This is a genomic window from Pseudomonas sp. SAS7, assembly GCF_052112345.1.
In the GTDB taxonomy this organism is placed as follows: Bacteria; Pseudomonadota; Gammaproteobacteria; order Pseudomonadales; family Pseudomonadaceae; genus Aquipseudomonas; species Aquipseudomonas putida_Q.
The window spans coordinates 114,599-128,064 of sequence record NZ_JBEGGO010000004.1 but is presented as its reverse complement, the minus strand read 5'-3'; the positions used below and the strand labels follow the sequence as shown (position 1 = coordinate 128,064).

Genomic DNA, 13,466 nt, shown 5'->3' with positions numbered 1-13,466 from the left:
CTTTTTTTATTTGCGCGCCAGCAGGGTGGCGCGGCGTGGGGCAGGCAGGCCTTCGATGGTCTTGCTGTGGTCGTTCGGGTCGAGGAAGTCGCCCAGCGACTGGTAGCGCATCCACTCGGTGCTGCGCTGCTCCTCGACGCTGGTCACGCTCACATCGACGCAACGCACATCGTTGAAGCCGGCACGGCGCAACCACCGCGCCAGGGCGGGTACTGACGGCAGGTACCAGACGTTGCGCATCTGCGCATAGCGGTCCTCAGGGACTAACACCTGGTTTTCATCGCCCTCGATCACCAGGGTTTCCAGAACCAGCTCGCCCCCTTTGACCAGGCAGTCCTTGAGCGCCAGCAGGTGCTCGATGGGGGAGCGGCGGTGATAGAACACGCCCATGGAAAAGACCGTGTCGAAGCCTTCCAGATTGGCAGGCAGTTCTTCCAGGGCGAAGGGTAGGTGCCAGGCCGGCAGCTCTGGCAGGTACTGCTGCACGGCCTGGAACTGGCAGAAGAACAACCAGTTGGGGTCGACACCGATCACCATGTCGGCGCCGGCACCGAGCATGCGCCACTGGTAGTAGCCGTTGCCACAGCCGACGTCGAGCACGCGTTTGCCCTTGAGGTCCAGGTGCGGGCCTACCCGCGACCATTTCCAGTCCGAATGCCATTCGGTGTCTACGTGCACGCCAAACAGATCGAACGGCCCTTTTCGCCATGGCGACAGGCCCATCAGTGCCTGACGCATCTGCGTGCGGGTAGCGTCGTCGCAGTCGCAGTCCAGGCGCAGCCCGTTGACCAGGTCGATTTCACTGGGTTTCAGGGCAGGCAGGGCGTCGAGCGCACCGCGCCAGCGGTCGAGGTCGCCGTGGCCTTTCTCCAGCTTGGCTTCCAGTTGCGCTTGCAGGCCTTGTGACCAGGAAGCCAGGGGCGTGCCCGCCAAGCGGCGGACGAGGGGGGACAGATCGATCATGGCAGGGCTATCAACGAGGCGAAGTTAAGGCATTGGAACCAGGGCACCACTTTGGAGAAGCCGGCGGCGCGCAGGCGCTGCTGGTGGGCTTCGAGCGTGTCGGGGCGCATCACGTTTTCGATGGCGCTGCGCTTCTGGGCGATTTCCAGTTCGCTGTAGCCATTGGCCCGCTTGAAATCCAGGTGCAGTTCATTGAGCAGGTCCTGCGCTTGCTCATCGGCAAAGCGCAGCTTCTCCGAAAGGATCAGCGCACCCCCTGGTAGCAGTGCCTGGCGGATGCGCCCGAGCAGTTCCAGGCGCTGGTCGGGGGCGATGAACTGCAGGGTGAAGTTCATCGCCACGACCGAGGCGGGCTCGAAGGGTAGGGCGAGGATATCGGCTTCCAGCACTTGCACCGGCAGCAACTCCTGGAACATCGAGTCCTGGGCGGTGAGGTACTGGCGGCAGCGCTCGACCATGGCCGCAGAATTGTCCACCGCGATCACCCGGCAGCCGTCGCTGCGCACGTGGCGGCGTAACGACTGCGTGACTGCACCCAGCGAGGCGCCCAGGTCGTACAGCGCGGTGTGCGGCTGGGCGAAGCGGGCGGCCAGCACGCCGAGGTTTTCGACGATGGTTGGGTAGCCGGGCACCGAGCGCTTGATCATGTCCGGGAACACGCGCACCACGTCTTCGTTGAAAACGAAGTCGGGCACCTGTTCCAAAGGTTGGGAGAAAAGGCGGTCGGGTTGTTTGCTCACGGTGGGCTCGATACAGGGTGAAACGGGGGCGCATTTTATCCAATGGCCACGCATCTTGCCATGGCAATGCTTCAGGGTCGGAGCGTTCACGCCGGTAGCGGTGAACTTTCCCACAGCGTTTAGTTACCCAGGCCAATGTAATCGGTGTGCCGCGAGTGGAAACTTCAACTCCCTTTAGTTTATTGGGTCCATGGTTGAAAGATGAATATCGCAACTAGGCAGGAAGAACTACCGGTAGAGGAACTGGACCTGGTGTCCAAAGTGAAAATGTTGCCGGAACGGTATTTTTCATTCATTGAAAGCCGGCTGGACGGCGGCCAGCAAATTGGCAGTTTGATGACGGCCGATAACTTGAAAGCCATCAAACGGTACGTCAGTACCGTCAATCAGTTACCCCGAACGCAGGTGGAAATCGAAAGGGAAGTTGATTATGCCGCCCTCGGTATCGAGGCATCGATGGTCAGCGACCTTTATGTGGCGCTGCACCGGCATGCCTACGAATGGGACATACTGGAACGCAGCGTAAAGCAGCTGGGGCCGGAAATTGAACTGTTCGCCGAAAGCCTGGTGCAGCGTGGCGGTAGCCTGTTGGAGAACCTTGAAAGCAGTGACGTTTTCATGGCGATCCAAAAACGCAAAGCCGAGCAGGGCGACGATGTTTACACCGCGCAGTTGAGCGAAGAAGAGCAAGCACAGCTCGCCAGTGTGATGACACTCGGCATTTCCGAACTGGTCAGGGAGATTGAAGGTACCCGGCGGCGTATCGATGACGTCGACGCCCGTGCGAACTGGTTCAACAATGAAATCAAGCGTGAGCTAAAACCGCGCATGGGACGCTTGCTGAAGCACTTCGAAGAACGGGTTTCCCATGAGGACACACTGGAAAAACGCAGGCAGCTCGATCAGTGGGACGAGCAGATCGATCAGTTGAAATCCGAGTACGATGCCAATGTGGGTTACGCGTTCACCGGTATCTTGCTGGGGCCGATCGGCCTGGTGATAACCGGCGGTGTGTTCGGTCAAAAGGCAGAAAGCATCAGGGCCGCGAAGAATGTGCTGATTGAAAGGCGCGACGAGTTGGCGCATGCGTTGGGCAAGTTGGCGCCAGCCTTGAACGACTTCGAGCGTGTGTCGACCTTGGTCAGGGACTTGCAGTTCCGGTGCAAAGACCTCTCAGCGGCGACCAAACGGCTGGCCGATGTGTGGTTATTCCTTGCCTCGTATGCCAACAACTCTGTGAATGAAGCCAAAGAGCTGAGCACCCTCTCCCAGCTTGAATCCTTTGTGCATGACTTTTCAGAGGTTATCAAACCGTGGACAAAAATAGGCAGTATCTGCCACGTGCTGTCCGAATTGTTCAATGAGATGATTGAAGAGTATGAGGAAGCCTGAGATGGACATTGCCAATGTTCAAACCGTCACCCCCGATTTTGTCCAGATGCAAAAAGTGCAGGAGCACATATTCCAGCTCATGGAAAGTTGGGAGATGAAAGTGCTTCCAGCCGCGCGCGAGCAACTTGATGAACTGCGCATACTGTTGCTGGCTGTCGAGCGCGCGTTCAAGGAAAGCCTGATAGGCGGTATCGCGTTGCTGGACGAGCGGGACTTCATCCCGGGCAAGGAAGGGGCTCATACGCACCACAGATTGGCCAGTGTACTGGAGCGCTTGAGCCAGCATCATGCGCATCTGGCCAGGAAAAACTTGCGGCTGGAGCTGTTCTCGCTGTCGGCCCTTGTCGATTCATTGGCAGCGTTGGAAGCACGAACGGCTGAGCTGCAGGAACAGGCGGTTGCGTTCGATCAACGGCTGGTGCAGCTGCAACAACAGCGGGCAGATATCGTGCAGGCTATCGAGTTGTTCGAGCGGCCTTCGGTTGCCAGTGCACTAAAAGGCCTCATCCCGAGCGATGACGAAATTGATCAGATAATGGGATTGATCACCGACCCGAAACTCGACGCCGGCCTGCTCAAGGCTGTGACGCAAAAGCTCGGCAAGCACGCTGATGCGCTGGAAGGGGCCAAGACATTCAGCGACCTGGGCAAAGCCCGTGCCCGCCTTGATACAAAAATCGAGGAAGCATTGGGCGACCAGCTGCAAGTGCAACGAACCTTGCAAACGGCGCGCAATGAAGGGGAGGCGGTCAAGGTGTTGTCTGGTGTTGTGCCACTCAAGGATGCGTGGTTACACGAGCTTCGCAAGGTGGAGTCAGAGTGGCAGGCTCAGGCCGAAAGCCTTAGCGCGACGATGGACCTGGAGGCTGCCACGGTCGCGCTGAAAGGTCTGGGTGAGTACCTGAAGGTAGTACAACTGATGTATGACCGCAGTTGATGGTCTTCAGCGGACGATAACCTTGCAGTCGAAGGTTTGCACCGGGGCGACGTCTGCGGCCCATGGCTGCTGGTAAACCAGTACCAGTTGGGCATCCCCGGTGCTGTTGGCCAGGAACCGCCAGGTAGAGACACCGGCACTGCCAACAACCTCTTCCTCTTCGGGGGCGCTATAGACCTCGGGGCTAAGGATACGCAGCACGCTCGACGCGGAATTTTCGACACGCCAGCGATAGCCGGTGGACGGGTTGCTGGGCAAGCTCAGGGTCAGTGCCTGGCCTATCTGCAGCCGCGTTGGGCATTCACTTTCGGCGTCCAGTTCGACGGGCTGTGTGGGTTGTTGCGCGCAGGCGCAAAGCAGGGCAAAGCTCAGGGGAACGAGCAGACGAGGGGCGGTCATGTTGGCTCCGGGGGCTGACGATGACCTGAGGATAACCGATGATCGACGAGTTTTGTGTTGCCAGTGCCGGCCACTTCGAGGCCAAAGCCGCGAAGTGGCCGGTGCAGGCTAGAACAGGACTTTGGCCACGTCGGCAAAGCGCTTGGCAAAATGCACTGTCAGGCCTTCGCGCAGGTAGTCCGGCAGTTCTTCGAAATCGCCACGGTTAGGCTCCGGCAGGATCAGTTCGAAGATTTTCTGCCGGCGCGCCGCAATCACCTTCTCGCGCACCCCGCCTATCGGCAGCACCTGGCCGGTGAGGGTCAGCTCGCCCGTCATGGCCACGCCTTTCTTTGGTGCCTGGTCGCGGGCAAGCGACAACAGGGCACTGGCCATGGTGACGCCGGCACTCGGGCCATCCTTGGGCGTGGCGCCTTCGGGAACGTGCAAGTGGATGAACGCTTCGTTGAAGAAGCCAGGGTCACCGCCAAACTGCTTGAGGTTGGAACTGACGTAGCTGTAGGCAATTTCGGCCGACTCCTTCATCACGTCACCCAGCTTGCCGGTCAGCTTGAAGCCGCGGTTGAGCGTGTGGATGCGAGTCGCCTCGATCGGCAGCGTGGCGCCGCCCATGCTGGTCCAGGCCAGGCCGGTGATTACACCTTTGCCAGCCAGTACCTGTTCACTGCGGAACACGGGTATGCCAAGTGCGGCTTCCAGGTCCTTGGGGCCGATCCTCAGCTTGGCCTCGGGGTCTTCAAGCAGCTTGACCACGGCCTTGCGCACCAGTTTGCCCAGTTGCTTTTCCAGCTGGCGCACGCCGGCCTCGCGAGCATAGCCCTCGATCACCAGGCGCAGGGCACTGTCGCTGATGCTCAGGCTGCTTTTGGATACGCCAGCTTTTGCCAGTTGCTTGGGCCACAGGTGGCGTTTGGCGATGGCCAGTTTTTCCTCAGTGATGTAGCCGGACAGGCGAATCACTTCCATGCGGTCGAGCAGCGGCCCGGGGATCGAGTCGAGGGTGTTGGCGGTGCACACGAACAGCACCTTGGACAGGTCCAGGCGCAGGTCGAGGTAGTGGTCGAGGAAGTCGACGTTCTGCTCTGGGTCGAGGGTTTCCAGCAATGCTGAAGCCGGGTCGCCTTGGTAGCTCTGGCCCATCTTGTCGATCTCGTCGAGCATGATGACCGGGTTCATCACTTCGACGTCTTTAAGGGCCTGTACCAGCTTGCCGGGCTGCGCGCCGATGTAGGTGCGGCGGTGGCCTTTGATTTCGGCCTCGTCACGCATGCCGCCAACGCTGAAGCGATAGAACGGCCGGCCAAGCGACTCTGCAATGGATTTGCCGATGCTGGTCTTGCCCACCCCTGGCGGGCCTACCAGCAGCACGATCGAGCCGCTGATTTCGCCTTTCCAGGCGCCCACGGCGAGGAATTCGATAATGCGTTCCTTGATGTCATCGAGGCCGGCATGATGCTGGTCGAGGATTTTGCGAGCATGCTTGAGGTCAAGCTTGTCCTTGCCGTACACGCCCCACGGCAGAGCGGTGGCCCATTCGAGGTAGTTGCGGGTGACGGCGTACTCGGGCGAGCCGGTTTCGAGAATGGCCAGCTTGCCCATCTCTTCATCGAGGCGCTTGCGTGCCTGGGGCGGCAGGGTCTTGCCTTCCAGGCGCTGTTCGAACTGCTCGAGGTCGGCGCTGCGGTCGTCCTTGGTCAGGCCCAGCTCTTGCTGGATGACCTTGAGTTGTTCCTTGAGGAAGAACTCGCGCTGGTGTTCGCCAATCTGCCGGTTAACCTCGGCCGAGATCTCGTTCTGCAGGCGCGCGACTTCCACCTCTTTGCGCAGCATCGGCAGGACCTTTTCCATGCGCTTGAGCATGGGCACGCAGTCGAGCACTTCCTGCAACTGGTTGCCGGTGGCCGAGGTCAGCGCGGCGGCGAAGTCGGTGAGCGGTGACGGGTCGTTGGGGCTGAAGCGGTTGAGGTAGTTCTTCAGCTCTTCGCTGTACAGCGGGTTGAGCGGCAGCAGTTCCTTGATCGCGTTGATCAGGGCCATGCCGTAGGCCTTGACCTCGTCGGTCGGCTCGGCGGGCTGGCGCGGATATTCGACTTCGACCAGGTAGGGCGGGCGGTGGTGCTTGAGCCAGTTGCGGATACGTACGCGGGTCAGGCCCTGGGCGACGAATTGCAGCTTGCCGTTTTCACGGCTGGCATGGTGCACCTTGACCAGCGTGCCGTACTGCGGCAGGGCCGAGGTGTCGAAATGGCGGTGGTCCTCCGCCGGGGTGTCCATGAAGAACAGCGCCAGGCAGTGGTCCGGAGACTTGGCGACCAGGTCGAGGGTTTCAGCCCAAGGTTCTTCATTGACGATGACCGGCAGTACCTGGGCCGGGAAGAACGGGCGGTTGTGGATCGGGATCACGTAGACCTTGTCCGGCAGGTTCTGGCCGGGCAGGGCGAGGGCATGGCCGGGTTCGGCCGGGGTGGTGTGCTCGACTTCGCTGTCTTCGTCGGGGTGTTCCGGGAAATCCTGCTGGTTGCTCATGGGGCACCTGCGTGAATGGCTATGGTGCTTAGATGGGGCGGGGGGGAATCGGTTTCAATGGTGTGGGAGCGGCCTTGTGTCGCGAAAGGGCTGCGCAGCAGCCCCAGAATCCATGTGGCCGTCAAGATTCTGGGGCCGCTGCGCAGCCCTTTCGCGACACAAGGCCGCTCCCACAGGGTGGTACCTGTCAGAGCGGTGCTGCTTAGTCAGCCAATTTGTAAGCGATGATGTAATCGCCCATCTTGGTGCCCAGCGAGCCATGGCCGCCGGCGGTCACCAGCACATACTGCTTGCCATCCTTGCCGGTGTAGGTCATCGGCGTGGCCTGGCCACCCGCTGGCAGGCGGGCACTCCACAGTTCCTTGCCGTTGTTCACGTCATAGGCGCGCAGGTACTGGTCGAGGGTGCCGCTGAGGAAGCCGACGCCGCCTGCAGTAACGATCGAACCGCCCATGCTCGGCACGCCAACTGGCAGGCCGATCGGTACCGGGGTGCTGTCGCGGGTGGTGCCGTTCTTGTGCTTCCACACCACCTTGTTGGTGAACAGGTCGATGGCGGCGACATAGCCCCATGCCGGGGCCTGGCACGGTACGCCCAGCGGCGACATGAACGGATGCATGGTGACCGCGTACGGCGCACCGGTATTGGGCTGCACGCCGCTGGTCTCGCTTTCGCGCTTGCTGCCTTCGGCGACCTGCTCGCGCGGCACCATCTTCGACACGAAGGCCATGTAGTTGGGCGAGGTGAACAGCAGTTGGCGCACCGGGTCGACCGACACGCTGCCCCAGTTGAAGACGCCCACGTTACCCGGGTAGATCAGCGAACCCTGCTCGGATGGCGGGGTGTACTGGCCTTCGTAACGCAGTTCGCGGAACTGGATGCGGCACAGCATCTGGTCGAACGGCGTAGCGCCCCACATGGCCTGTTCGGTCAGCTCAGGGCCGAGCAGATTGAGGTCAGAGCGCGCCTGGGTCGGCGAGGTGTGGTCGCCCTTCACCGCGCCTTGCGGGGTGGGGATTTCGCGAATCGGCACGATCGGCGTACCGTCGCGACGGTCGAGCACGTACAGGCTGCCTTGCTTGGTTGGCACGATGACCGCAGGTTTCACGCCATCGTCAGTCTTCAGGTGGACCAGGGTCGGCTGGCTGCCCACGTCCATGTCCCACAGGTCGTGGTGGGTGAACTGGTAGTTCCAGCGGACCTTGCCGGTGGCCAGGTCAAGGGCGACCACGCCGGCACTGTACTTCTCGGCGCCGGGAGTGCGGTCGGCGCCCCACTGGTCCGGGGTCTGGTTGCCCAGCGGCAGGTAGATCATGCCAAGGTCTTCGTCGACGCTGGCAATCGACCACATGTTGGCCGAGTTGCGGCTGTACATCTTGCCGGCAGCCAATGGCTTGGTGTCGTCCGGGTTGTTGCTGTCCCAGTTCCACACCAGGTGGCCATCGTGCACGTCGTAGGCGCGGATCACGCCCGACGGCTCGTTGGTCGACTCGTTGTCGGTGACATGGCCACCGATGATCACCAGGTCACGGGTGACAGCGGCAGGCGAGGTGGAGTAGTAGCCGCCGGCAGTGAACGGGCCGATGCCGGTGGTGAGGTCGATCACGCCCTGGTTGGCGAAGCCTTCGCACACCTTGCCGTTGTCGGCGTTGATGGCGATCAGGCGAGCATCTGCGGTAGGCAGGTACAGGCGGCGCGGGCAGGCCTGGGCCACGGCCTGGCCAGCGTCGGTAATTTTCGGTACCGGGCTGCCGTCGCGGCTGACGTAGCGGTTTTCGTCATAGTACGAAACGCCGCGGCAAGTCATGTGGGCAAAGCCCTTGAAGGTGCCGGTCGGGCTCTTGACCTGCGGGTCGTAGCGCCAGATTTCCGCGCCGGTGTCCGGGTCCAGGGCCAGCAGGCGGCTGTGTGCGGTACAGGCGTAGAGCATGCCGTTGACCTTCAGCGGGGTGTTCTGGTTGGTCAGCTCCACCGGGTCGTTTTCGGTCGGCAGGTCACCCGTGCGAATGCGCCAGGCTTCTTCCAGGCGGTAGGCATTCTGCGGGGTGATCTGGCGCAGCGGCGAATAGCGGTCGCCATGCTCGGTGCGGCCATAGGCCTGCCATTCGCCTTCGGGCATGGCCGGGGCGGCGCTGGCCATTTCGCTGCTTTCGCGGCCCAGCTCGCCGAACACTTCGCCGGGGTGGGTGAACTGGCTGCCCAGCGCACATGCGCCCGAAGCAACCACGGCAACGCCCAGCAGTGCAGTGTTGGCCTTGCTGGCCGGGCCGATCAACGGGCGACGTGCCCACGGCAGCAGCAGCACCACGCCGATGGCAAACCAGATGGCCAGGCGTGGCACCAGTTGCCACCAGTCCAGGCCCACTTCAAGCAGGGCCCACACGGTACTGCCCAGCAGCACCAGGCCGTACAGGCCCAAGGCAATGCGGCGCTGGGCCAGCAGCAGGATGCCCGAAAGGGCAAAGCCGATACCGGCGATCAGGTAGTACAGCGATCCGCCCAGCTGGCTCAGCTTGATACCGCCGGCCAGCAGGGCCAGGCCCATCAGCAACAGCAGCGCGCCGATCAGGCGAGGTAGCCAGCGGCTTCCTTGGTTGGCACCTTCAGTGCTCATCGTAGGTTCTCCGTCAGGTCAAAAAGGGGGTTAGAAACTGCTCTGGATCTTCAGGCCGCCGACCAGGGCGCCATCCACCTGCGACACCCCGCCCGGGTGGCGGATGTACTGCAGGTTGGGGCGTACCGTGAGCCAGTCGGCCAAATGGATGCCGTAGTACAGCTCGGCGCTGTACTCGGTGTCCTGCACGGGCAGGAAACCGGGGTTGTCGTAGTCGTAGAGGCCGGCGGCCTGGTTGGCCAGGCGGGCGTTCTTGCGGTAGGCAGGGTTGACGTGCACGCGGGCCAGGGCGAAACCGATGTCGTCCTTGGCGCGGGCGTCGAAAGGCCCTGTGTATACCAGCCCTGCCTGCACATAGTTGTCGATGGCATTGGTCTTCTTGTCATGCACTGTGGCGTTGGCGAACAGGCTCAGGCCACGGGACTGGTCGGATGCCAGCGAGGTTACCTGCTGCTGGGCGCCGAGCCACATGCCGTGCTTGCTCGAACTGCTGCGGTAGGCGGCGCCGCTGAGGGCGGCCGGCTGGCCGTTGCTGTCCTTGAGAACATCCTGTGCCTTGGCATTACTGTAGTAGTAGCCGGCGCGATATTCCCCTTTCAGGCCTTGGATACGTGGGGTCCATACCAGTTCGACCGGTATTACCGCGCCCTGGGTGCCGCTGCCGCTGAGCTTGAAACCGTTACCAGATTCAAGGTTGGAGGGGTTCTGCTCGAACACGCCGACCTGGGTGTAGAGCGTGTCGCTGAGGTTATAGCGCACGCGCAGGGCCCACTGGCTGACCGGCCAGTTGTACCAGATGCCACCCACCCAGTTGCCCACCTGCGAGCCGCAGAAGGCCAGGTTCTGGAAGTCGCAAGGGAAGCTGTTGAAGTCCTCGCCTTCGCCGAAGCGGCCGAATTTCACGTCCAGCGCACCATCAAAGTATTTCTGCTTGATCCACATCTGCGTCAGCCGCCAGGTTTCGCCACGGCCCCAGACTTCCTGGGCCGAGGTGAAGCCGCCAACGCGCGGGTCGTTGATGCGATCGTTGCTGATGTTGTCGCCGTGGCGCTCGGTGATGGTCAGCTGGAATTCGGCGTCTTGCCAGCCAAGGATCTTGTCCAGGTCCAGGTGGCTGCCAAAGGTGAACTGGTCGCTGTAGCGCGCGGTACGGTCGTGGTCGTAGCCACCGTGCAGGTTGCTGCCCATCTCCCCGGTGTAGCCGAGGGTGAAGTCGTAGCCTTTTTCCAGCAATTCGCTGCGGGTGCCGCCCCAGTCGCCGAGCATCCATGGGGAGTCGCTGACAAACATTTCGCTGGCGGCGGCGGGTGTCGCCAAGGCGCTGAGGGCTAGGCCGATGTAACAGGTTTTGGGCAGTTGGAGCATGAGATAGCGCTATCTTTTGATTATTGAAAAAACGGCAAGCGCATCGAAGGGCAGGCCCTTCAATGGATATGGCGACAAGTGGTTTCAGTGAAGCGATTCAGCTTAAGGCGGGAGGATATAGCGGAAGTTGTAAGAAAAAAAGACAAATTGTCGCAGTTGATTGTTGCTGATTCGGCAATAATCCATGTCGGCGCAGGGGAGCGCATAGAAGTGTAGGCACTGTCTTGTGCAAATCTTGAAGATTGCCAAATCCTTGTGGGAGCTGGCGTGCCCGCGAACACCGGCAGAGCCGGTGCCATGTAGCGCGCTGGATTCTTCGCGGGCACGCCCGCTCCCACAGAGGCTCATTTGCAATCAGAAGGTGGTACGCAACCCCACTTCCACACTGCGCCCCGGCGCCGGTGCGATATCGCGCAGGATCGAGCTGGCATAGCGCACGGTCTGGTCGGTGAGGTTTTCGCCGCGCACAAATGCCAGCCACTGGCTCTGGCCAATGTCGAAGCGGTAACCAACGCTAGCCCCCAGCGTGGTATAGCCATCGGTGCTGGTTTCGTTAGCCGGTTTGCGGTGCTGCGATGCCGCATGTTGCACATCTACCCGCGCCTGCCACCGGTCCAGTTCCCACACCAGGCCGCTGTTCAAGCGCAGCGGGGCGATGCGTGGCAAAGGTTCGCCACTGTCGAGGTTCTTGGCCCGGGTGTAGTCACCGGACAACTCCAGCGCGAAGCTGCCGTAACGGTTCTCGACCAGCTGCCAGCGGTCCTGGGCCTCGATGCCGTAAAAGCGCGCCCGCACGCCCTGGTACTGGTATTCCGGGAAGCCCTCGTGGTCATGATCGTGGTCGTGGTCATCCTCGCCATGGTCGTGGTCATGCCCGCCCTCGCGCAGGTTGCCGGTGCCGATCAGCCCGATGTAGTTGCGAAAGTGGCTGTAGAACACCCCGACACTGCCTTTGTGGGTGCCATTGTCGAAGCGCAGCGCCAGGTCGGCGGAAATGGCCTTTTCCTTGTTCAGGCTGGCGTCACCCACTTCAAAGGCGCCGGTGGCCACGTGCGCGCCATTGGCATACAGCTCGTAGAAAGTCGGAGCGCGCTCGGTGTAGCCAAGGTTGGCGGCCAGCGACCAGATCGGGTCCAGCTGGTATACCGCACCAGAGGACAGGCTGAAGGCGTTGAAGCTGCTGGCGCTGTCGGCATCGACGAAGTTTTCGTTGCCTTTGGCGTCGGGGTCTACCCGGGTGTGTTCCAGGCGTGCGCCCAGGCTCAGGTTCAGCCGCTCTGTGGCCTGCCATTGCTCCAGCATGAACAGCGCCAGGCTGTCGGTGTTGGTGTGTGGGACAAAGGCTTCCTCGCCCAGGGCAGAGAATTCGTTGCGGCTGACCTGGGCACCGATCACCCCCTCTACCGGGCCGAGCGGTTGATGGCGGGCTTCGATACGTGCTTCGTAGCCTTTGTTCTTGAAGGTGGTGTGCACCTCGCCTTCTTCGATCTCGCTGTGTTCGTAATCTGTGTAGCCAGCATCGACCTTGACCGAGCTGAACGGGCCGTCCAGGTCGCGCAGCTCGGAGGCGAAGGCGTAGTGGTCCTGTTTCATGTCCAGGCGCACACCGGACTCTGCCACCGAGCCGTAATTGCTGTCGTAGCCGCTGTACGAGAGGCCGGCGTACCCGTGATCCCAGTGATAGGCACCACCGACTGCACCGCCGTCCTGGCGGCCGTCGCTGTTTTCCAGGCGGTGTTTGCCGCCGGGCTCATCGGCGTCACGCACCTTGGAACTGCGGGCGTAGCCGGGGATGCGCAGGTCGTTGAACTGACGGCTGTTGGCATCCAGGTGCAGGGCGAAGGCACCGTTACCCGCCTCCAGCTTGCCGGCGCTGCTGCGCGTGGTGTCGGCGCCACCGTAGCGCAGCTCGCCGGCACCGTGGATGCCTTCGATCGGTGCATCCGGGATGCGGTTGTCGAAGGTGTTGACCACGCCACCGATGGCGTTGCCGCCGTAGAGCAGGGCGGCCGGGCCACGGACGATCTCGACGCGCTCGACGGTGACCGGGTCCAGCGGCACGGCGTGGTCATAGGACAGCGACGAGGCATCCAGCGCGCCGACGCCATTGCGCAGGATGCGAATGCGGTCGCCGTCCAGGCCGCGGATTACCGGGCGACTGGCGCCAGGGCCGAACCAGGTCGAGGCGACACCGGGCTGCTTGTTCAGGGTTTCACCGAGGCTACCGTGCTGTTGCTGCAGCAGGTTGTCGCCTTCGAGCACGGTGCTGGGGGCGGCCAGCTGGCGATTGCCCAGCGGATTGGCGGTAATTACCTGAGGTTCGAGTTCCACGGCCTGGCTGGGCGATGCAGCCAGCCAGAGCGCGACGGCAAGGGGGGAGAGGCGAAGCGGTGTGTACAACATGGGGATGGGGCGTTCCTTGGCAGATGCTTTTGTAATGTTACAACATAACATAACTATTTCAGCACAGAGGTTTTGCCCCTGGCCAGCATTTTTTCTGTGGCCTTGACGCATCCCACCCGCCACTACA

Annotated in this window: 9 protein-coding genes; 2 read left to right on the top strand and 7 right to left on the bottom strand. The window is 61.9% G+C overall.

The features are described from left to right. Positions 1-6: 6 nt before the first annotated feature. Positions 7-963 (bottom strand): tRNA 5-methoxyuridine(34)/uridine 5-oxyacetic acid(34) synthase CmoB, encoded by a 957-nt coding sequence (cmoB, locus tag ABI582_RS08600; RefSeq protein WP_338745040.1) that lies wholly within the window; start codon positions 961-963, stop codon positions 7-9. Continuing rightward, the gene (gene cmoA, locus ABI582_RS08595; protein ID WP_338745039.1) at positions 960-1,703 is read right to left on the bottom strand and encodes a carboxy-S-adenosyl-L-methionine synthase CmoA; all 744 of its coding nucleotides are present in this window, start codon (positions 1,701-1,703) and stop codon (positions 960-962) included. The genes cmoB and cmoA overlap by 4 nt, the downstream gene beginning before the upstream one ends. A gap of 201 nt (positions 1,704-1,904) precedes the next feature. Between cmoA and ABI582_RS08590 the strand changes: the two genes are divergently transcribed. Continuing rightward, complete coding sequence (locus ABI582_RS08590; RefSeq protein ID WP_442118965.1) at positions 1,905-3,095, top strand: alpha-xenorhabdolysin family binary toxin subunit A; 1,191 nt, start codon at positions 1,905-1,907, stop codon at positions 3,093-3,095. Position 3,096: 1 nt separating this feature from the next. Next, positions 3,097-4,032 (top strand): alpha-xenorhabdolysin family binary toxin subunit B, encoded by a 936-nt coding sequence (locus ABI582_RS08585; protein ID WP_442118964.1) that lies wholly within the window; start codon positions 3,097-3,099, stop codon positions 4,030-4,032. Positions 4,033-4,038: 6 nt separating this feature from the next. Here the strand turns inward: ABI582_RS08585 and ABI582_RS08580 are convergent, their stop codons facing one another. From ABI582_RS08580 to ABI582_RS08560, 5 genes are all read right to left on the bottom strand, one after another. Then, complete coding sequence (locus tag ABI582_RS08580) at positions 4,039-4,431, bottom strand: protease inhibitor I42 family protein (protein WP_442118963.1); 393 nt, start codon at positions 4,429-4,431, stop codon at positions 4,039-4,041. Positions 4,432-4,539: 108 nt separating this feature from the next. Continuing rightward, positions 4,540-6,957: an endopeptidase La gene (gene lon, locus ABI582_RS08575; RefSeq protein ID WP_442118962.1), complete on the bottom strand. Its 2,418-nt coding sequence runs from the start codon at positions 6,955-6,957 to the stop codon at positions 4,540-4,542. 202 nt (positions 6,958-7,159) lie between these two features. Then, the gene (locus tag ABI582_RS08570; RefSeq protein WP_442118961.1) at positions 7,160-9,571 is read right to left on the bottom strand and encodes a glucose/quinate/shikimate family membrane-bound PQQ-dependent dehydrogenase; all 2,412 of its coding nucleotides are present in this window, start codon (positions 9,569-9,571) and stop codon (positions 7,160-7,162) included. A 30-nt stretch (positions 9,572-9,601) separates the two neighbouring features. Beyond that, the gene (locus ABI582_RS08565; RefSeq protein WP_442118960.1) at positions 9,602-10,936 is read right to left on the bottom strand and encodes a carbohydrate porin; all 1,335 of its coding nucleotides are present in this window, start codon (positions 10,934-10,936) and stop codon (positions 9,602-9,604) included. Positions 10,937-11,290: 354 nt separating this feature from the next. Then, positions 11,291-13,339 carry a TonB-dependent receptor gene (locus tag ABI582_RS08560; RefSeq protein WP_442118959.1) on the bottom strand — a complete coding sequence of 683 codons (2,049 nt, stop codon included), beginning with the start codon at positions 13,337-13,339 and terminating at the stop codon, positions 11,291-11,293. Positions 13,340-13,466 lie beyond the last annotated feature (127 nt).